Raw genomic sequence first — 19,929 nt, forward strand, 5'->3', positions numbered from 1 at the left:
ATGTCCGTTCATGCGCGCAGCCGTCTTCAACGAACCCGGGGACATCGGCGTCGAACAGCGACCTCGTCCCGAGATCGAGGCTCCGACCGACGCGATCGTCCGCGTGACTCACACCGCGGTCTGCGGCTCCGATCTCTGGTTTTATCGGGGTGACAGCGACCGTGACGCCGGCTCGCCGGTCGGCCACGAACCGATGGGGATCGTCGAGGCGGTCGGCGAGGACGTGACCTCGGTCGCGCCCGGGGACCGCGTGCTCGCGCCCTTTGCCATCTCCTGTGGCGAGTGCGAGTTCTGTCGCAAGGGCCTCCACACCTCCTGCGAGAACGGCGACTCGTGGGGCGGCGATAACGGCGGCGGACAGGGCGAGTACGTTCGGTCGACGCACGCCGACGGCACCCTCGTCCGCGTTCCGAACCGTTACGCCGACGACGAGTCGACGCTCCGGTCGCTGCTCCCCCTGACCGACGTGATGGGCACCGGTCACCACGCGGCCGTGAGCGCGGGCGTCGAGGAGGGATCGACGGTCGCGGTGATCGGCGACGGTGCGGTCGGGCTCTGTGGCGTGCTCGCTGCCCGCCGACTCGGTGCCGAGCGGATCATCGCGGTCGGCCACCACGAGGACCGGCTCGAACTCGCGGCGTCGTTCGGCGCGACTGAGACGGTCTCCGAGCGCGGCGAGGCCGCCGTCGACCGAGTACGCGAACTCACCTACGGGGGACCGAACCACGTGATGGAGTGTGTCGGTGCCGCGAGCGCGATGAACGCCGCGATCGACGCGGTCCGGCCGGGCGGCACGATCGGCTACGTCGGCGTCCCGTACGGCGTCGAGGACGAGGGACTCGACGTGTTCGGCATGTTCGGCGACAACGTGACGCTCGCGGGTGGCGTCGCGCCGGTCCGGGCGTACGCCGAGGAACTGATGGCCGACGTGTTACAGGGAACGCTCGATCCCGCACCGATCTTCACCGAGACGGTCTCGCTCGACGAGATCGGCGAGGGATACCGCATGATGGACGAGCGCGAGGCGATCAAGGTGCTCGTCAAACCGTGACGCCGCCGTAGCGCGACCGTCCCGATCGGCCACGAGACGCGGTCTGCCGAACGCAGCTCGTGACCGGCCGCCAGCACTCGTTCCCGATCCGGACGATCCTATCCGTCCCCGCGACGGCGACGGGATCGAGGGGAACCCTTTTTGATTGGCCGGCGGGTACTCGGCGGTATGACCGAGTACACCGTCGAGTTCGTCGGCACCGGCGAGATCATAGAGGTGTCGGACAAGGAAACGATCCTCGCCGCCTGTATCGAGGAGGGGATCGCACAGGAGTACTCCTGTCGCGTCGGAATGTGTCTCGCGTGCTCGGCGGAGATACTCGACGGGGACGTAACCCAGCCGGCCGCCCGCGGGTTCACCGACGAGGAGGCCGAGGAGTACGCGCTCACCTGTATGGCCCGCCCCCAGTCCGATCTCCGACTCGACCGCGGGACGTACCCGCCGAGCATCGAAGCCGAAGAGGACGCCGGCGCGGAGGCACGAGCGGCGGCCGACGACGACTGAGCTTCGCGATCGACGACCGGAACCGGGGAGCCGTTTATAAATAGTCGCGGGTGACGGTCGCGGCTCGCGCTCCGCTCTTCATCGCGCCCTGTATCGCCGACCATTCGGTGTACTCGCCCGCGAGAACCACCGGTCCCTCGGGGTCGTCCGCGTCCGGGAGTGCCGCGTGGACGCCCGGGGGCTGTGCGAACTGTGCGAAGGGCACTCGGTCGACGTCGACCGTTTCCAGGCCCTCGAAGCCGCGCTCGGGGAACCATGCCGAGAGGGCGTCCCGGGTGTCCGCCAGCAGGTCCGCGTCGTCGCGAGCGAGCGCGTCCTCGCCGAGGAACGTCGCGCCGAGCAGCGCCCGGTCCGGGGGAGCGTATTCCGGCGCGACCTCCGACATCGGCACCACCGCGTTCGGCGACTCGCTCGCGGCATTGAGCAGGATTCGCTTCCCGGTCTCGAACTCGACGTCCTCCGGCAACGTGTACCACGCCGTGACGTTGGGGACGCCTGCCTCCGGGACCGACTCCACGCCCGTCAGCGACCGTGCCTCCGGCGGGGTCGTCGCGACGATGACCGCGCTCGCGTCGAGCGTCCCCCCGTCGAGGAGTTCGACGCGTGCCCCCTCCGCGGGGCCGACCGATCCGAGCCGGAACCGACCGCCGGAGCCGACGTCGACCGACTCCACGTCCTCGCCCGTGCGAATCTCGACGCCCGTATCCCGAGCCCGTTCCGCGAGTTGGTCCCCGATGGCAGCCATCCCGTCGGCGGGGACCGCGATCGATCCGCGACCCATCGCGCGGAACGTGTACTCGAAGACGTGTTTCGAACTCGACAACGACCGGTCGAGCGTGATCCCGCCGTAGAAGGGCTCCACGAAGTTCTCGATGTACTCCGCCGAGAACCCCCAGTTGGTCAGATACTCCCGGATCGACGCGTCGGGGCCGGCGAAGAACTCGTTCTCCTCGCGTTTCGAGAGATCGTATCGCAGCGCGAGCGTCCGGAGCTTGTCGGAGAAGGGGATCTCGTGGTTGAGCGCGGACTCGATCGCCGCGGTCGGCTCGCGCAGCGGGTCCGAGAGGACGGCCCGCGATCCCGGCCGACAGATCGTCGCGCCCGGCGAGAACGCGCGGAGGTCCAACGCGTCCGTGTCGAGCTCGCGGGCGACCGCTGGGTAGCTCGTGAACAACACCTGAAAGCCGCGATCCAGCGTGAACCCGTCGACTTCGCGGGTCCGGACCCGGCCGCCGACCGTCGGTCGCCGCTCCAGCAGGACGGTGTCCGCTCCACTCTCCGCGAGTCGCGTTGCCGAGACCAGCCCCGCGAGGCCGCCGCCGACGACGATGACGTCTGCGTCCATACGCGTTCCGTCGGGTCGAACGATTATAAGCGGCGGCGGAACGCGACGTGGCATGGATCGGACTCACACCCGGGAAGCCAAGCGATTAGTCGCCGCCGCCGCAAGGGTCGGTATGGAGACGACGGAGACGACGGAGGCGTTTCGCGGGCTGGAGAGTCGCGCGTCGGGCCGGGTCCACGAGACCGCGGACCCGACGACGGTTTCGGACGAGGAGCGAGCACGCGGGCTCGACCCGACCTACGACTACGACGCGGTCGATCCCGCGACGCTGTTCGACCGGTCGAGTGCGGGTCCACACGCCGGCGTCGGCCACTGGCGGTTCGACGCGCTCCTGCCGTTTCCCGCGTCCGACGCGCTCTCGGCTGGAGAGGGGTCGACCCCGCTCGTTCCGACCGATCGGCTGGCGGACGAGCTCGACGTCGACGCGGTGTACGTCAAAGACGAGGGGCGGAACCCGACGGGGACCGTCCTCGACAGGGGGATGTCGGTCGCGCTCACCGCGGTTGCGGGCCGTGCGGCCGCCGGCGGCGACGTGGAGCCGCTCGCGTGTGCGAGTCCCGGCAACGCCGGACAGTCGATGGCGGCGTACGCGGGTCGGGCGGACCTCCGGTCGTACGCGTTCGTCCCCTCGCGATGTGCGTTCTCGAACAAGGCGATGACGAACGTCCACGGCGGCGACATGCGCGTCGTCGGCGGTCGGTTCCCGGACGCCGCGGACGCGGTCGACGAACAGCTGGAGACGGAGTACACGAACCTGAACGAGTTCACCACGCCCTATCGCCACGAGGGGATCAAGACGGTCGCGTTCGAGCTCGTCACGGACCTCGGCGAAGCTCCCGACGTCGTCGTCGTCCCGACCGGCACCGGCGAGGTCATCGCCGGAATTTATAAAGGATTTCGTGAACTCGCCCGCGTCGGCGCGATCGATTCGACTCCGAAGGTGGTCGCGGCACAGGCGGCCGGCTGCGCGCCGATCGCCGCCGCGATCGAGCGCGGCCGCGACGCGCCCGAGCCGTGGTCGACGCCGGACACCATCTGCGGGGAACTGGAGATCGCCGACCCCGCGGGCGGGACGGCGGCGATCGAGGCGGTCACGGAAAGCGGGGGAACCGCCGTGAGCGTCGAGGACGACGACATCCTCGCGAGCGCGGTCGCGGTCGCACAGAACGAAGTGATGGAAACGGGCGTGACCGGCGGTGCCGCGCCCGCCGCGGCGTGGGCACTCGCGGAGGACGACTTCTTCGAGGGCGACGAGACGGTCGTTCTCGTCAACAGCGATGCCGGACTCAAGACGCCGGACGTGCTCCGAAGCCACCTGATGGGACAGGGTATTTGAAAACGCGGGCCACGCCGTGATCCGACGAGCAACGACGACGTGTTGGCGGCCTACTCGCGTCGCGCGAGCAGTCCGGCGGCGAGCATGGCGATCACGCCGGCGACGACGCCGAATCCGGGCACCTCCGCACTGGTGTCGTCGGCGGAGGGTTCCTCGCTGGTCTGAAGCGCCTCGACCGCGGTCGCGAGCGTCTCCGTCGACTCGATCACGCTACGTGGCGCGGGCTGGTTGAGGTAGTGGACCGGGATCACGACGTAGTTGTCGTCGACTCCCGCCGTCGTGCTGGCGTACGGCTCCTCGTCGAGGATCGCCGCGTCGTCGTCGTTGACGATGATGAGTTCGGGATCCGTTTCGAGGATGACCTCGTCCGAGAGCTGCGGGTACCCCTCGTGTTCGGCGGCCGCGACGTTGTCGGTTCCGCCGATCGTCATGATCTCGTCGATGAACGTGTTGCCGGCGGCGACGAAGCCGTCGCCGAGCGGATATAACGCGGCGGGGCGGTCGAATGCTGCCGTCCGCTCCCGGACGTCCGCCACCGCGTCGTCCATCTCCGCGTTCGTCTCGGCGGCCGCCTCACACTCGCCGACGAGCCGTCCGATCGTCTCCGTCTTCTCGGCGATGTCGTCGACGTCGGTCGCCTCGGGGAAGTGGTAGACCGTGAGTCCCTGCTCGCGGAGGTCAGCGACCTGGTCGGCCGACGCGTTCGGTGCGAGCACGAGGTCGGGGTCGGTGTCGACGACCCGCTCGATGCTGACGCCGAGCCCCTCGGCGTCGACGCCGGTCTTCTCGTCGGCACCGTCGAGGTACAGCGCGAACTGGGTCAGGCCGACAACGCGGTCCCGTGCGCCGATCTCCCAGAGCGTTTGGGCGGCCGACGGGTTCGTCGTCGTGATCCGCTCCGGCCGTTCATCGAGCGTGACGGCCGTCCCGGTCGCGTCCGTCAGTTCGACCGGGAACGCACAGCTGTCCGCGTCGTCGTACTGGTGTACCGTCGGCTGTTCGACTGCCGGCTGCGTGCCGGCGGCCACGCCCGCGGCGCCGCCGACGAGGGCGGTCGTCACGAGGACGGCCATCGCGATAACGGAATGCTGTCGCATCAAGTCGATGACGCACCCGGTCCAATAAGTATTTACCTACTACAAGTTTCGTTGGAAAACGAATGAGTGCGTGGGTTCGATCGGCCGCGTGGTCGACGGGCTTAGCTGCGATGCTGGCGGTCGTCGTGGTGGTGAGCGCCGCGATCGGTCCCGTTAGAATACCGCCCGCGGAGGTGGTGAAAGCGGTGTTGAACGCCCTGGTCGTTCCGGTCGGTATCGAAACGGGATCCCCGAGCGCCGGGTCGCTGTCGGTGTCCGGGGTGAGCCTCGCGTATCGGTCCCCGTTCGCGTTCCCCGTTGAGGGCGTCCACCAGCAGATCGTCGTCGGGGTGCGGCTCCCGCGGATCCTGCTCGCCGCCCTCGTCGGCTTCGCGCTCGCGGCCGCCGGAACGGTCATGCAGGGCTTCTTCCGCAACCCGATGGCCGATCCGTCGATCATCGGCGTCTCCTCCGGCGCGGCGGTCGGTGCCGTCGCGTTCATCGTCTTCCCGGTCGCGCTGTCGACGACGGTCGCTTTCCCCCTCGTCGGTGCGGTCGACGTGGGACTCTCGTACGGCGCGGGAGTCAGTCTCTTCGCGTTCGTCGGCGCGCTGATCGCCGCGTTCGGCGTGTACGCCATTGCGACGCAACACGGCCGGACGCCGGTAGCGACGTTGCTTTTAGCCGGCGTCGCCGTCCAGACGTTCCTCGGGGCGGTCATCTCGTACCTCCAGCTTCAGGCCGGCGAGTCGCTTCGCCGGATCGTCGCGTGGTTGATGGGTCACCTCTCGGGGGCTTCGTGGAGCGAGGTCGCCGTGACTGCGGCCGTCGTGCCGCCGCTGTTCATCCTGTTGCTCGTCTACACGCGCGATCTGAACGTTATGCTGCTCGGCGAGGAGGAGGCACAGGGACTCGGCATCGAGGTTGAGCGTACGAAGCGGATCCTGCTCGGGGCGTCCGCGCTGATCACCGCCGCGGGGGTCGCCTTCGCGGGCGTCATCGGCTTCGTCGGCCTCATCGTCCCGCACATGCTCCGGCTCGTGGTCGGCCCCGATCACCGGGTGTTGCTGCCGACGGCCGCGCTCGCCGGGAGTAGCTTCCTCGTCGCCGCCGACACGGTTGCGCGGTCCGGAACGGCCGAGTTGCCGGTCGGGATCGTCACCGCCGCGGTCGGCGCACCCTTCTTCATCTATCTACTGATGAGCCGGGAGGTGCACGAGCTGTGAGCAGCGATCCGTCGAGCGATACGTCCGACACGGATCCGCTCATCGAGGTGCGGGACCTGTCCGTCTCGTTCGAGACCGGGCCGGTCGTCTCCGGGGTGGACTTCGACGTCGAACGCGGGTCACTCGTCGGGCTCGTCGGGCCGAACGGGGCCGGGAAGACGACGGTTATCCGGGCGATCAAGGGAACTATCACACCCGACAGCGGCGAGATACGGCTCGACGGCGACGACGCCGCGGACCTCTCCGCACGGGAGGTGAGTCGGCGAGTCGCGAGCGTGCCACAGGCGACGGAGCTCGCCTTCGATTTCCGAGTGCGACACGTCGTGGAGATGGGTCGGACGCCGCACCTCGGACGGTTCGACGGCCACGGTCCGGACGACGAGCGGGCGGTCCGCGAGGCGATGGATGCTACGGGCGTCACGCGCTTTGCGGACCGTTCCATCACTGCGGTCTCCGGCGGGGAGCGCCAACGAGTCCTGCTCGCACGAGCGCTGGCACAGGAGACGCCGGCACTGCTGCTCGACGAGCCGACGGAGAGTCTCGACGTCAACCACGCGGTTCGGACCGGCAAACTGATCCGCGAGATCGCCGACGGGGGGCGGGCGGCGCTGGCGGCGATCCACGACCTCGACCTGGCGGCCCGGTACTGTGACGAGGTCGTCGTCCTCGCGAAGGGCGGAGTCCACGCCGCCGGGCCGCCGGCGGAGGTGCTGACCGCGGACGCGGTGGGCTCCGCCTTCGACGCCGAGGCGTTCGTCGGGCGGAACCCGGCCACCGGATCACCGGCGATCACGGCGTTCGACGCGCTCGCTCGCGACGATCCGAGCGACCCGAGCGAGCCTCCCGTGACCGTTCCGAGCGACGACGGAGACACGACGGACGAACCGAGCGTGACCGACCGCGACGCCCGACGCGTTCACGTCGTCGGAACGGGGCGGACGGCGGCCCGGATCGCCGCCCGACTCGTGGCCGCGGGTCACGAACTCTCCGCCGGAGTCGTTCCCGCGGGAGACGTGCTGGCCGGTGTCGTGGCCGACGCGGGTGGACGAGTCGTTACCGCGCCGCCGTTCGAGTCGGTCGTTCCGTCGACCCGGGAGGCCGCGGGCGACCTCGCGGGCGAGGCGGACGTGACGATCGTCGTCGATCGGGACGACGGAAGCGAGGGGACCGAGAGCGGTAGGACCGGGAGCGGTGGGGCCGGGAACAAGGGGCCCGACCCGAACGAGGGAGTCATCGCGTCGGCCGAACGAGTCGTTCACGTCGGTGCCGACGCGAGCGAGCGTCAACTGCTCGATGCGGTTCGGACCGACGGCAGTTACGGTCCGGAGCCCTCCGTCGACGAACGCATCGAGTGACGCGTACACGCCACGCTGCCGAAGCGTCACCGTTTATTCCTCTGCCCGCGTCGATCCTGTAATGACCGTCTCCTGTGTCGCCGTCGACCGCGAGCGCGGCGAGTCCGTCCGCGAGCGACTCGCCGACGCAGGGGTTCTCGACGGCGACCACCGGATCGAGGTCGTCGACGGAACCATCTACCTCCCGGTGACGGATCCGGCCGGAGTCCCGTCCGACCTCGCCGAAACTCTCGTGGACCGTAACGTGGACGAGCGTGACCGACCGCGGACGCCCGCCGACCTGCTCGGATACGAGCCGTCCCTCGAACGCCTCGGCGACATCGTCATCATTGACGAGGACGACGACGGTCGAGCTCGCGAGATCGCCGACGCCGTGATGGCCTCCGATCTTCCGTGCGCGACCGTCCTCAACCGAGCCTCGCCGATCGAGGGCGACCTCCGGGTCCGCCAGTGGGACGTGCTGGCCGGAAACGGCACCGAGACGGTTCACCGCGAGTACGGCCACGAGTTCGTGCTCGACGTCGCCGAAGTGTACTTCTCGCCCCGGCTCGCGACCGAGCGCCACCGCGTCATCGAGCAGGTCGCGGCCGGCGAGTCGGTCGTCGACATGTTCGCTGGCGTCGGCCCGTATGCGATCCCGATGGCCGCACGCGGGGCCGACGTCGTCGCCTGCGATCTCAACGGGACCGCGATCGAGTACCTCCGGGAGAACGCCGAGCGGAACGGCACCAGCGACCGCGTGACCGCGATCGCCGGAGACGTTCGCGAAACGACCGGCGAGTACGCCGGCTCCGCCGACCGACTGGTGATGAACCTTCCCCACTCCGCCGACGAGTTCCTCGATACCGCGGTGACGCTAGCGGGCGAGGACGGCCTCATCCACTACTACGACATCCAGCACGAGGACGACCCGTTCGGTCCCGGAGCCCGAGCGATCCGGGCGGCCGCGGGCGACGACTACGACGTGACGGTCGAGACGGAGCGCGTCGTTCGGTCGTACGCCCCCCACGAGTACAACGTCTGTCTCGACGTCCGGCTGTCGAAACGCTGATTCGTTTCTATCTGGCGATAAGTTATATCCCGGTCGGGCCCGTACGATCGTTCGTATGACGGACGAAACCGCACCCGAAGAGCGCATCGACGAGACGACCACGTGGCCGGATCTGGCGATCGGTCTCTACGACCGACTCACCGGTCGAAACGCCGAGATCGTCTACGAGTTCGAGGAGATGAGCGTCGACGTCCCGAGCGGAACCGGTGACGACGTCGAGCACGCCAGCTGGCAGCTCGACGGCACCGTTCGGGTCACGACCCGTGAGCAGGACTGACTCGACCGCCCCGCTCTCGATCACGACGGAAGATCTGACGCTTACGATCGAGGGCGTCCGGATGGACGTGCGATCGACCGGCGAACGGGTGTTCGTCGAGGTGCCGACGGTTCGGGGAGCGATCCGGGTGGCGCGGTCGCTTCCGGACGGTGTCGACGCGGATGGCCCGGCGAAGCTTCTGACCGCGGCGGATCTCACGACCGAGATCCGCGTTCGTGGCCGCACCGTGATCGTCTTCGGATCAGATGCGCGGCCGGGACCGCTCGCTCGCCGCCTCGGGATCGCCCCCGCTGAGCCACGCCTCTCCGGGTTCCTCGGTGCCGGCTGGGCCGGTCTGGTTGGGGTTCCGGTCGCGCTCCGACGGCTGTTTCGGTGAGAAGGATCCGGTCGATCCGATAGCAGACGCCTTCGAACGGTCCACCGTTCGGTATCTACTGTGGAGCGGTCGCTCAAGAGGGACGTATCGGACGCAAACCGCCGTCGCCCCGAAACGGAAGTCGGGACGACGGCTCAGCCCGTAACATGACAAGAGGTCGCGACCGTGGGTTCTCGGACCAGAGGCGATCTCGCGCTTGGTACGTCGGAGACGTGCACCACACGACGGTCGCGGTGGATACGTATCGTGACCGATCGTTTGGTCGACGACCGTGGGGTCTGCCGCCGACCACCGTCGGAAACGCCCGGTACGGGCTTCGACCGGACTGACACCGCCCGGAGATCCGCGGTCTCCGTATGAACCGGTGTCTCACTGCGGGCGTTCGTAGATCGGTCGGTTGTTTATGTCTTTTCCTTATATCTACACAAGGAATGTAGACAATATGCGTTCGTATGTGTAGTGTTGATCTCGAATAGTACAAGATCGAACCGCTGGATCGAGCGCCGTTCAACGGTCCTGTCCGTGCTCGTAAGTTGTCCCCGCGGTGGCTCCGTTTCGGAACCCTTATTTTTACCATCGGGGAATGAAAAGGTACGCGCCGGAGTAGCTCAGCTGGCAGAGCGATTCCTTCGTAAGGAATAGGCCGAGGGTTCAAATCCCTCCTCCGGCTCTTCCACCGCACACCGTGAACCCCACCGCGTCAATGCCGTCGCGCGGCTTCAACTCCCCAAAGGTCCGTCTGAAACCGTGTTGCGCTCGACGACTCCTCTGAACCGCGAGTCATCGGTGACGCCGTGTTCCGTCTCCGCATCCGTTTCGTCCGTCGTTCGTCCACCCGTACTACTCTGTCAGAAGCAATATAATACGGTTTGGCACCCACATCGTGGTGACGGGTACTCCGGGAGACGACTCGGGAGTGTTCACTCGTGAACGATCACCGTCACCACTGATCGACTCTGTTCCGATGGATCGTTAGTGGTAGGTCGGTATGAACGAGAGACCTACATTTTTGTATATAAATAGCGTCGAGGGTATCACAGTGTCATGTAGGTGGCTCTCACACAAAGTTTAACCTGAGCACAACACATATATACTGTATGGACTCCGACAGTCCCGTGAACGCGCGTATCGCCGGCCAGCCGAACATCGACCTCGGCACCTCCTTTATGTCCGGCAATACACGCAAACGGTTTTCGTGGACTCGTCGGTCCCTCATCGGATCCGACTCCGTATGCCGGTCACCCGGCTATCGTGGGTCGCCCGCTTCCCACCGCGTACCCGACGGTCACGGGTATCGTCCCTGAATGAGCGTCTCACAGCATCCCGTTGCGCTGCGGTTAGAACGACGTGTCGGCGGCGCGACGAAGCTGCTCGCCACCGTGATGGCTCTCCCGCTGATCGACGGGATATTCGCGGCACTCGTCGTCGCCGGCGTGTTGGCGACGCCGACCGGCGTTATCGAGACGGGTATCCTCATCTTCGGCGGGTCCGCCACCATGGCCGTCATCCTCGCGGAGATGGACGGGAGTCGAAGGCAGATGGCGACGTCGGTGCTACTCATCGGCGCGGTCATCATCCCCGTCGCGGCGGTTCAGGCGGCGCTCGCACCCACGCTCGAGGGATTCTTGAACCTCGACATCTTCGAGCGGTTCGCGGGGCTCGTCATCCTCGCCATCGCGGCCAAGACGGCGAGCGCGGAGTTCGGCGAGTATCTCCCGGGCCCCGGTGTCATCATCGGACTCGGTCTGATCGCGAGCGTGACGCCCGCCGGATTCAGCATCGAGACCTCAACCGAGTACGTCGTCAACGGGACCGCGGCCGCGGCGATCGGCGTCGCCTTCGCGCTCCTCGTGGCGCTGCTCGCTCCACACCTCCGTGGGCGGGTCGACATCGATCGGTTCCGGTTCGGCTCCGCGGTCGCGCTCGGCGTGCTCGCGCTCCCGATCCTGTTGCGACCGTTCGACCTGATGCAGACGGAGGTTCCGATCGCACTCGCCGTGCTCGGTGTCACCGCGCTGTTCGCATACGATCCCAATGCTGCGGGCATCGGAGACGTCGTCGGCGATTCTGACGGCGGGAACGACCCCGAAGGTGGCACGGGAGGCGATGACGGCCCACGTGGAGAGGAGGGTCCCGGAGACGACGCGGATGGCTCCGGAAGCGAATCCGGGCAAAGCGACGAACCGATCGACGAGGGCGACGACTCGGATCCGACCGAGCCGCCGTTGGACGCCCCCGAGGTGCCGGGGCGGATCGTCGACGACGATGTGGCGGTAGCCGCGGACGAGGAGGGCGCGGGCGAGAGCGAAGACTCGACGGACCCCTTCGCCGAGGACGACTCGCGGGCACCCTGGTTGTGAGGTCGTGAGCGTCGGTCCCTCCGCCCGATGTGCCGGGGTTTAGGTGGCTCCATCGCATACGCCGGGTATGTCGAACCGCGTCGTACAAGGTCGAATGGTGACGCCGGCGACCCTCGCGGAGCTCGTCGAGGGCGAGTCGGTGTTGGAAGCGGAGGACATCACGGACGCGGACCGCGACTGTCCCGAGTGTGGCGGCGATGTCATCAGCGTCGGCTATATGCCGAGCGTCACCGAGTTCGTGACCGGGTACAAATGCCAGGAGTGCGACTGGGCCGACGACAACCGGTAGCCGCGCGGGTCGGTCGCGAGCCCACCCCCTGACCACGCGCCGGGCGACGGATCGTCCCGGATCGAAACCCCTTTATCCGCGTTTCGGCAACCCATGATCGCAAGATCACGCGGGGCTGTGGCCAAGCCAGGCATGGCGACTGACTCCAGAGGCTCGCGCCCGGGACGACACTCCAGACTGATATACCGAGCGGCCGACTGATCATCGGTCGCGTTGACGACCCTCTGGAGTTCCGAGGCGCACCGGAGATATCAGTCGATCGGGGGTTCAAATCCCTCCGGCCCCACTTACTGCCGCCGCGAGCACTCTCGCGAGCGGCGGCGACGTGCCTCGGGGAAATTTGAACCCAGAAGGCGAGCGAAGCGAGGCCTCGTGGTTCAATATTCCTCCGGCCCCACCCCCTTACTTTCAAATCATAAAACCACCAGACGGGTGGGCCCCAATATGACGCATCGTACTTGACCCCCACATTTATTCACGCCACAGCACACCCTTACGGTATGCGCGCGGATCGAGCGAACTATGCGGGGGCCTCGCCGTGATGGAGTCACCCTGTATCGACATCTGTGAAGTCGAAGACGGTGAGTGTACGGCCTGCGGGCGAACACTCGAACAGATCGCGGCATGGTCTTCGCTGAGTGACGCGGAGCGCCGCGAGATCATGGACGACTTATAAGCGTCCGAAGACCCCCTTACTCCCCGCTTATATACATCCCTCGCGCCACGCGCCTCCGCCGACGTTTTACTCGCGCCCGGACACGGCTCCGTATGAGCGCCGATCTGGAGGAGAAGACGGACCGTTACGAGCGGATGCTCGCGGACGCCATCGAGGCGGCCGACCCACGACCGCCGGCGGACACCCCGCTCGGCGTGGCTGCCGCGGACGTGATCGAGATGGCGGAGTCGTATCTGGAGGACGGGCGGCACTTCCGCGCGGACGACGACCCCGTGAACGCGCTCGCGTCGTACTCGTACGGCTACGGCTGGCTGGACGCCGGCGTCCGCATGGGGCTGTTCGCGGTCCCTGACGACACCGAGCTGTTCACGACGTGAGCGACGCGGGCGGCGCGGGCGACCTGACCGACCGCGCCGAACCGGATTTATATACTCTCGGACGGACCGGCCGGTATGGACGAGACGGACGAGATCGCAGAGCTGACGGAGCGACTGGTCGCGATCCCCTCTCACGAGGACGAGGCCGCCGCCGGCGACGCGATCGAGTCGTGGCTTCGGGCGGAAACGGACGCGACCGTCGAGCGCGACGCCGTCGGCAACGTCATCGCTTATAAGCGATCACGAGAGGCTGGCGGCGACGATCCGGGCGAGTCCTCGACCCGACCCCACACGCTCGCGCTCGTCGGCCATCACGACGTAGTGCCGCCCGGGGAGCGACAGACGACGGGCGAGGGGATCGACGGCGAGTACGTCGTCGAGCGCCGGGACGGGCGGATCCACGGACGCGGCGCGGCGGACATGAAGGGAGCCGTCGCGGCCTGCCTACTCGCGTTCCGGGACGCGAGCCCACCGCCGGGGCGCGAGCTCGCGCTCGCCTCCTTCGTCGGTGAGGAGGTCGGCGGTGAGGGTGCGCGTCATGCGATCGACGAAGGGTTCGCGCCGGAGTACGCGCTCGTCGCCGAGGGGTCCACGAACTACTCGAAGCCGGGCGTCACCGATGTTGCCGTTGCTCATAAGGGGCGACGCGCGTCGACGCTCGTCGCGACGGGCACTGCGGCGCACGCCTCCGAACCCGAGGCGGGCGAGAACGCGATCTATCGGGCCTGCGACGCGGTCGACGTCGTCCGGACGCTCGACCCGCCGGAAGCGACCGTGTTCGATGAGCCGGTACGGGGCTCGCTGGCGGTTACGAAGCTTCACGGCGGCGACACGTGGAACGCGATCCCCGACCGCTGTACGGTCACTATCGACGAGCGGACAGTTCCGGGCGACCGGGCCGACATCGGTCGCGCGCCGGACGCGGTCTCGGGCGTCGAGTGGACCGTGGAGCAGGATCTCCCGCCGATGGCCTGTGGGGACGACGCGTTCGCGGACGCCGCGCTGGATGCGTCTCGGGATGTCCACGCTGACCGTGGGCTCGATACCCCTGAACACGTGGTGAAGCCGCACGCGACCGACGCCGGGTGGCTGGCGGGTGCCGGAACGGCACCCGTAGTCTGTGGTCCGTCTGAGCCGGGGGAAGCACACACGGACACCGAGAGCGTCTCGATACCGGTTCTTGACCGGTGTTACGAGATCTATCTCGATCTCGCCGAGCGCCGGTGGTGAGGTGTCGGTCGAGCGCGACCCGGGCGGGTGGGCGTTCGATGCGCTCGTTGCGGTTGGCTCGTCCGATCCGTATGGAAGGGGTTTTATGCGGTCCGCGGGAACTACGTGCTACTATGGGAGACAAATCGAAGGCCAAAAAGAAGCGTCTGGCGAAGGCGGAGCGCCAGAACACCCGCGTTCCTGCGTGGGTGATGATGAAGACGGATATGAACGTCACGCGAAACCCCAAGCGACGCAACTGGCGGCGCAACGACCTCGACGAATAGATGTCTACGAGTGATTTCGAGGAGCGTGTCGTCACCGTCCCGCTCCGCGACGCCAAGGAGAAGCCGGTCCAGCAGCGCGCCGACTACGCCATGAAGATCGTCCGCGAACACCTCGCGAAACACTTCTCGGTCGACGGCGAGGACGTGATCCTCGACACCTCCGTCAACGAGGCGGTGTGGGCAAACGGTCGACAGAACCCGCCGAGCAAGCTCCGCGTTCGCGCGGCCCGGTTCGTTGAGGACGGCGAGCCGGTCGTCGAAGCCGAGTACGCCGAGTAACGTGTTACGGGCGACCTTCACCGGCTCGTCGTACGTGGGGGTCTTCGCCCGCGCGGTCGACGACCTCCTCCTCGTCAGACCGGATGTCGACGACGACCTCGCCGACGAGCTCGGCGCGGAACTCGACGCGGACGTGCTCGCGACGACCGTCGGCGGCTCCAACACCGTCGGCTCGCTCGTCGCCGGCAACGAGAACGGCGTGCTCGTGTCTGAGCGCGCCACCGATCGCGAGCGCGAGCGGATCGCCGAGGCCGCGGACCGCGAGGTCCGCGAACTTCCCGGTCGGATAAACGCCGCCGGCAACGTCGTCCTCGCGAACGACTACGGCGCGTACGTCCACCCGGACCTCCCGCGCGAAGCGATAACGACGATCAAGGAGACGTTGTCGGTGCCGGTCGAACGCGGCGATCTCGCCGACGTTCGAACGGTCGGCACCGCCGCGGTCGCCAACGACACCGGCGTCCTTTGCCACCCGAAATCACGGGAAGAGGAGCTACAGGCCGTCGAAGACGCGCTCGACGTCCGGGCCGACCTCGGCACGATCAACTACGGCGCGCCCCTCGTCGGTTCGGGGCTCATCGCCGGCAACGACGGCTACGTCGTCGGCGAGGACACGACGGGCCCCGAGCTCGGCCGCATTGAGGAGACGCTCGGATTCATCGACTGACGGTGTTGTGGTACTCGGTCCTCTCTCCCTGTTTCTAAGCTACCGTACCGTGGCGTCGTCGCTCCGACGGCCATCGAGTACACAGGCAGCCAAGGCGACTGCCCCGGGGCTTGGCCCTGGGGTGAGTTCACCGGTCTCACGGAGTACGACGGCGACGTTCGAGGGATCGAGGACCTCTCTTCTGCCGCCGAGGAGGACGAGGTGTTCGGCGTTCTCGGACCGAATGGAACCGGAAAGACGACGGCGGTCCGCACGCTTCTCGACGTTTTCGGACCGACGAGCGGCGGCGGACGCCTGCTCGACCACAGCGCCACCGATGAGGCTTCGCTTCGTCGCGCTCGGCGGCCTGTTCGCTCTGTTGATGTTCGAGTCGCTGACGGCGGGTGTCGGCGGAGGGTTCCGCTCTCGGTTTTTAGGAAGATACTTCCCTGTCGCTGCCGGATCCATGGATATGAGTACCTACACGGTGAGTGGACGGTTCCAGAGTCGAGACGGCTTCCAGCCGTTCACCAAGGACGTCGAGGCGGAGAACGAGGATCTCGCCCGCGAGCGTATCTACACGCAGGTCGGTAGCCAGCACAACCGGAAGCGTACCCAGATCGACATCGAGGAGGTGTCCGCGGCATGATGGGTGGCGGACAACAGCAGCTCCAGCAGCTCTCCCAGGAGCTTCAGGCGCTCGACGAAGAGATCGAGGCGCTCGAAGCCGAGATCGAGGAGTACGAATCGGAGAAAGCCGACATCGACGACGCGGTCGAGGCGATCGAGACGCTCGATACGGGCGAGACGGTACAGGTTCCGCTCGGCGGCGGCGCGTACCTCCGTGCCGAGGTTCAGGACATCGACGAGGTCATCGTCTCGCTCGGCGGGAACTACTCCGCGGAGCAGGGACAGGACGACGCGATCGACGTCCTCCGACGCAAACAGGAGGCACTCGACGACCGGATCGAGGAAACGCAGGCGGAGGTCGACGAACTCGAATCCGAGAGCCAGGAGCTCGAACAGCAGGCCCAGCAGATGCAACAGCAGATGCAACAACAGCAGATGCAGCAGATGCAGGCGCAGGCGGACGACGAGTGAGGTAGCCGACCGTGTTCGACGGACTGAAGGACAAGCTGAGCAGCTTCCGAGAGGACGTCGAGGAGTCGACCGCGTCGGACGAACCCGCCCCTGAGGGCGACGAATCCGAGGCCGAGTCGAACTCGACGGAGAGCGGCGAGGTTGCCGACGCCAGCGCGGACGCTGCGGCGACGGCCGCTAGTACCGAGTCCGAGGCGGCCGACGGCGATGACGCCGAATCGGCGGATTCCGACGGTAACGAACCGAGCACCTTCCAGCGTGCGAAGGCGTTCGCGACCGGCCGGATCATCATCGAGGAGGAGGACCTCGAAGACCCGCTGTGGGACCTCGAGATGGCACTACTGGAAAGCGACGTGGAGATGAGCGTCGCCGAGCGGATCCTCGACACCGTCCGCGAGACGATGCTGGGCGAGTCGCGAAAACAGGTCGAGACGACCGGTGAACTCGTCGAGGCGGCGCTTCACGACGCGCTACTCGACGTCATCGCGGTCGGCCAGTTCGACTTCGAGGAGCGGATCGCCGAGGGAGAGAAGCCGGTCACGATCGTCTTTACCGGCGTCAACGGCGTCGGCAAGACGACGACGATCGCCAAGCTCTCGGAGTGGCTCGCCGACCGCGGCTACTCGTCCGTGCTAGCGAACGGCGACACCTATCGGGCGGGGGCGAACGAACAGATCGGCGAGCACGCCGACCGGCTCGGCCGTGAACTCATCTCACACGATCAGGGTGGCGACCCTGCTGCCGTGATCTACGACGGGATCGAGTACGCACAAGCCAACGACATCGACGTCGTACTCGGCGACACTGCCGGTCGACTCCACACGAGCGACGACCTGATGGCCCAACTCGAGAAGATCGACCGCGTCGTCGACCCCGACATGACCCTGTTCGTCGACGAGGCGGTCGCCGGACAGGACGCAGTCAACCGCGCGAAGGAGTTCGACGCGGCCGCGGAGATCGACGGCGCGGTGTTGACGAAGGCGGACGCGGACTCCTCCGGCGGGGCCGCAATATCCATCGCGTACGTCACGGGCAAGCCGATCCTCTTTTTGGGGACCGGTCAGGGCTACGACGACATCGCCCGGTTCGATCCGGAAGCGCTGGTCGACAGCCTCCTCGGCAACGAGTGACTGACCCTCCTCAGTGAATCGGTCACGAGGTTTTATTATGTGGAACGCGAAAGGAAGAAGATGACCGACGCGTCGGGCGATGTCACGTTCAGCGACGGATACGTCGTTCCGATAACCGGCTTGCTCGCGTTCCTGTTCGCGTTGATGGCCGGAATGAGCGTGTTTCCGGCCTTGTCCGGCTCTCCGGGCGACCTCGTGCTTCCCGTCATCTTCGGGGCGGCGAGTCTCGTCTGCCTTCGAGTGCGTAGTTCCCACGTTACGGTCGGCGATGACACGTGAGCGGTCGTGGCCGCTCTCTCGATCCGGGAGTACTGGTGTAACCGTATTCAGGCGATGAAACGGGATCCCGACGGGGGTTCGATTCGATCACGCGGGGGACTGGATCGTCCGACACCGAACCCGTTAACCGCCCGGGACGCCGGATCCAAGCCATGACTTCGCCTTCGGATGTCGGCGGCGAGATCGGCTTCGACATCGACGTCCGAGATGTCGACGCGGTCGCCGACCGACGCGACGAACTGGTCGCGTCGGTCCGCGATCACGCGGGGACGATCGCCTACCAGCTCGCGCGGCTTCAGGGGGGCGACTACGGCCGCACCGAGCTGTCGACCCCCGGCGGAGAGTGGACGGTCAAGCACGAGGCGGGCGAGCTGGAGTTCCTCCTCTTTTCACCGAATCGGGGATCCGACACCTACGTCGTCTCGACGAAACGGCCGCCGGACCCGGCCGGACTGGCCACCGCGCTCGACGACTACGCGAACATGGTCGCCGCGTGGAACGACTACGTCGAGTCGCTGTCGGGCGTGCTCGACGGCGTCACCGCCGATTTCCCGGAGCCCGAATCGACCGACGGCGTCGTCGCCGAACGGGACCGGGTGCTCGACGCGGTTCGAGAGACCTGCGGCGTCATCGCCGGCGAGATACACCGCTACGAGGGCGACGACTACGGGACCTTTACAGCCCGCGTCGACGGCGACCGCTGGGAGCTCAAGTGGGACGAGGGGGCCGTGTCGTACCTCCGCGTGGGTGGGTCCGGCGGCGTCTACCTGCTCTCGCAGTACGAGGCACCCTCCGCGGCGGATGTCCGCGAGTACGCCGATCCGTTCGCCGGGTTCGTGGAGGCGTACAACGAGTTCGTCGCGGAGTTGGAGAGCGACCTCACGCGCGTCGACATCTCCTAAGCGGACGACTGGGGGTCCTCGCCGAGCGCCCGCCAGCACCAGACGAACCGCTGGCCGGCAGTTACGTGGGTGAAGACGGCGAGGAACGCGAGCGTCCACTCGACGAGCGAGAGCCCGTACACCGTCGGGTCGACGACGGTCCCCACGCCGGCAACGACGCCCACGAGCAGGAGGATGTCCGCCCGGCCGAGCAGCCCGCCATAGATCCGATCGAGGCCCAGCGCCTCCGCCTGCGTCCCGAGGTATGCGGTGAGCAGAACGCCCGTGAGCGCAAGCATTCCAAGGAGGTACTGCTCGACGCCCACCGCGAGCCCCCCGAGGATCAACACGTCACCGTAGCGGTCGAGGACGTGATCGAGGAAGTCCCCGGCGTCGGAGGCGGTGTCGGTCGCGCGAGCGAGCGCGCCGTCGAGGACGTCGAAGAAACCGGTGACGAGCACGAGGAGGGCGGCGGGGCCGTACCACGACGGATCGCTTCCGCCGACCACCAGGGCGTACCCCCCCGCAGCGGCCGTGAACACGGACAGCGTCGTGATCGCGTTCGGGGAGAGGCCGATCCGCTCGGCGGCGGCCACGAACGGGCGTATCGCTCGCGTCGCCAGCGGCCGCAGACTGTCCAGCGTCATCGCCGCCGATCGCCCTCGCGCTGTGATGGCATCCGTACCGCTCGCTACTCGCGCATACGGGATAAAAAGCGCGGGGCGCGAGTAGCGGGCGGTACGGATCGAGGCGCGGTGCCGTCAGTGATCCTCGGCGCTCTTGGCAATCCTTATTCGATGTCCCGAGGATGGCTGTCA

Annotated in this window: 24 protein-coding genes, 2 tRNA genes and 1 pseudogene; 24 read left to right on the plus strand and 3 right to left on the minus strand. The window is 67.3% G+C overall.

Features of this window, described 5'->3' with window-relative positions:
* Positions 1-10: 10 nt before the first annotated feature.
* Together J2751_RS02695 and J2751_RS02700 are read left to right on the plus strand one after the other, a co-directional pair.
* The gene (locus J2751_RS02695) at positions 11-1,051 is read left to right on the plus strand and encodes a zinc-dependent alcohol dehydrogenase family protein (RefSeq protein ID WP_209482932.1); all 1,041 of its coding nucleotides are present in this window, start codon (positions 11-13) and stop codon (positions 1,049-1,051) included.
* A gap of 168 nt (positions 1,052-1,219) precedes the next feature.
* A complete protein-coding gene (locus J2751_RS02700) occupies positions 1,220-1,555 on the plus strand; it encodes a 2Fe-2S iron-sulfur cluster-binding protein (RefSeq protein ID WP_209482933.1) in 336 nt (111 codons plus the stop codon).
* Positions 1,556-1,589: 34 nt separating this feature from the next.
* Here the strand turns inward: J2751_RS02700 and J2751_RS02705 are convergent, their stop codons facing one another.
* Entirely contained in the window at positions 1,590-2,900 is a 1,311-nt protein-coding gene (locus J2751_RS02705) for an NAD(P)/FAD-dependent oxidoreductase (RefSeq protein WP_209482934.1), read from the minus strand.
* Positions 2,901-3,012: 112 nt separating this feature from the next.
* Here J2751_RS02705 and J2751_RS02710 point away from each other — a divergent pair, with 112 nt between their 5' ends.
* The gene (locus J2751_RS02710) at positions 3,013-4,236 is read left to right on the plus strand and encodes a pyridoxal-phosphate dependent enzyme (RefSeq protein ID WP_209483205.1); all 1,224 of its coding nucleotides are present in this window, start codon (positions 3,013-3,015) and stop codon (positions 4,234-4,236) included.
* A gap of 50 nt (positions 4,237-4,286) precedes the next feature.
* Here the strand turns inward: J2751_RS02710 and J2751_RS02715 are convergent, their stop codons facing one another.
* The gene (locus J2751_RS02715; protein ID WP_209482935.1) at positions 4,287-5,333 is read right to left on the minus strand and encodes a PGF-CTERM-anchored ABC transporter substrate-binding protein; all 1,047 of its coding nucleotides are present in this window, start codon (positions 5,331-5,333) and stop codon (positions 4,287-4,289) included.
* Positions 5,334-5,395: 62 nt separating this feature from the next.
* Here J2751_RS02715 and btuC point away from each other — a divergent pair, with 62 nt between their 5' ends.
* The 21 genes and pseudogenes from btuC (at position 5,396) to J2751_RS02820 (ending at position 19,132) form a co-directional block, all read left to right on the plus strand.
* A complete protein-coding gene (gene btuC / locus J2751_RS02720) occupies positions 5,396-6,538 on the plus strand; it encodes a vitamin B12 ABC transporter permease BtuC (protein ID WP_209482936.1) in 1,143 nt (380 codons plus the stop codon).
* A complete protein-coding gene (locus tag J2751_RS02725) occupies positions 6,535-7,893 on the plus strand; it encodes an ATP-binding cassette domain-containing protein (RefSeq protein WP_209482937.1) in 1,359 nt (452 codons plus the stop codon). Before btuC ends, J2751_RS02725 begins: the two co-directional genes overlap by 4 nt.
* A gap of 61 nt (positions 7,894-7,954) precedes the next feature.
* Complete coding sequence (locus J2751_RS02730) at positions 7,955-8,944, plus strand: class I SAM-dependent methyltransferase (protein ID WP_209482938.1); 990 nt, start codon at positions 7,955-7,957, stop codon at positions 8,942-8,944.
* Positions 8,945-8,999: 55 nt separating this feature from the next.
* Positions 9,000-9,221: a hypothetical protein gene (locus J2751_RS02735; RefSeq protein ID WP_209482939.1), complete on the plus strand. Its 222-nt coding sequence runs from the start codon at positions 9,000-9,002 to the stop codon at positions 9,219-9,221.
* Positions 9,208-9,597: a peptide ABC transporter ATP-binding protein gene (locus tag J2751_RS02740; protein WP_209482940.1), complete on the plus strand. Its 390-nt coding sequence runs from the start codon at positions 9,208-9,210 to the stop codon at positions 9,595-9,597. The genes J2751_RS02735 and J2751_RS02740 overlap by 14 nt, the downstream gene beginning before the upstream one ends.
* Positions 9,598-10,194: 597 nt before the next feature.
* Positions 10,195-10,267, plus strand: a tRNA-Thr gene (locus J2751_RS02745).
* Between the two features lie 634 nt (positions 10,268-10,901).
* Positions 10,902-11,957, plus strand: a complete 1,056-nt coding sequence (locus J2751_RS02750; protein ID WP_209482941.1) for a DUF5794 domain-containing protein — start codon at positions 10,902-10,904, stop codon at positions 11,955-11,957.
* Between the two features lie 67 nt (positions 11,958-12,024).
* Complete coding sequence (locus J2751_RS02755) at positions 12,025-12,246, plus strand: DUF5795 family protein (protein ID WP_209482942.1); 222 nt, start codon at positions 12,025-12,027, stop codon at positions 12,244-12,246.
* A gap of 111 nt (positions 12,247-12,357) precedes the next feature.
* Positions 12,358-12,532, plus strand: a tRNA-Trp gene (locus J2751_RS02760).
* A gap of 255 nt (positions 12,533-12,787) precedes the next feature.
* A complete protein-coding gene (locus J2751_RS15850) occupies positions 12,788-12,922 on the plus strand; it encodes a DUF1289 domain-containing protein (RefSeq protein WP_209482943.1) in 135 nt (44 codons plus the stop codon).
* A gap of 92 nt (positions 12,923-13,014) precedes the next feature.
* Entirely contained in the window at positions 13,015-13,299 is a 285-nt protein-coding gene (locus J2751_RS02770) for a DUF357 domain-containing protein (RefSeq protein ID WP_209482944.1), read from the plus strand.
* 75 nt (positions 13,300-13,374) lie between these two features.
* A complete protein-coding gene (locus J2751_RS02775) occupies positions 13,375-14,529 on the plus strand; it encodes a M20 family metallopeptidase (protein WP_209482945.1) in 1,155 nt (384 codons plus the stop codon).
* 113 nt (positions 14,530-14,642) lie between these two features.
* A complete protein-coding gene (locus J2751_RS02780) occupies positions 14,643-14,795 on the plus strand; it encodes a 50S ribosomal protein L39e (protein WP_023498294.1) in 153 nt (50 codons plus the stop codon).
* On the plus strand, positions 14,796-15,074 hold the full coding sequence (locus J2751_RS02785) for a 50S ribosomal protein L31e (protein ID WP_209482946.1): 279 nt from the start codon (positions 14,796-14,798) through the stop codon (positions 15,072-15,074).
* 1 nt (position 15,075) lies between these two features.
* Entirely contained in the window at positions 15,076-15,741 is a 666-nt protein-coding gene (locus J2751_RS02790) for a translation initiation factor IF-6 (protein WP_209482947.1), read from the plus strand.
* A gap of 201 nt (positions 15,742-15,942) precedes the next feature.
* Positions 15,943-16,032: pseudogene (locus tag J2751_RS15855) on the plus strand (ABC transporter ATP-binding protein); the annotation flags it as partial.
* A 160-nt stretch (positions 16,033-16,192) separates the two neighbouring features.
* Complete coding sequence (gene rpl18a / locus J2751_RS02800) at positions 16,193-16,369, plus strand: 50S ribosomal protein L18Ae (RefSeq protein ID WP_209482948.1); 177 nt, start codon at positions 16,193-16,195, stop codon at positions 16,367-16,369.
* Positions 16,369-16,821, plus strand: coding sequence for a prefoldin subunit alpha (gene pfdA / locus J2751_RS02805; RefSeq protein WP_209483207.1), 453 nt, complete (start codon positions 16,369-16,371; stop codon positions 16,819-16,821). The genes rpl18a and pfdA overlap by 1 nt, the downstream gene beginning before the upstream one ends.
* Before the next feature lie 11 nt (positions 16,822-16,832).
* Positions 16,833-17,951, plus strand: coding sequence for a signal recognition particle-docking protein FtsY (gene ftsY, locus J2751_RS02810; protein WP_209482949.1), 1,119 nt, complete (start codon positions 16,833-16,835; stop codon positions 17,949-17,951).
* A 60-nt stretch (positions 17,952-18,011) separates the two neighbouring features.
* Entirely contained in the window at positions 18,012-18,230 is a 219-nt protein-coding gene (locus J2751_RS02815) for a hypothetical protein (RefSeq protein ID WP_209482950.1), read from the plus strand.
* 152 nt (positions 18,231-18,382) lie between these two features.
* On the plus strand, positions 18,383-19,132 hold the full coding sequence (locus J2751_RS02820; protein WP_209482951.1) for a hypothetical protein: 750 nt from the start codon (positions 18,383-18,385) through the stop codon (positions 19,130-19,132).
* On the opposite strand, the gene J2751_RS02825 is transcribed toward J2751_RS02820, so the two are convergent.
* Positions 19,129-19,758 (minus strand): CDP-alcohol phosphatidyltransferase family protein, encoded by a 630-nt coding sequence (locus J2751_RS02825; protein WP_209482952.1) that lies wholly within the window; start codon positions 19,756-19,758, stop codon positions 19,129-19,131. The genes J2751_RS02820 and J2751_RS02825 overlap by 4 nt on opposite strands.
* Positions 19,759-19,929 lie beyond the last annotated feature (171 nt).

It is taken from the genome of Halorubrum alkaliphilum, assembly GCF_017873815.1.
Classification (GTDB): domain Archaea; phylum Halobacteriota; class Halobacteria; order Halobacteriales; family Haloferacaceae; genus Halorubrum; species Halorubrum alkaliphilum.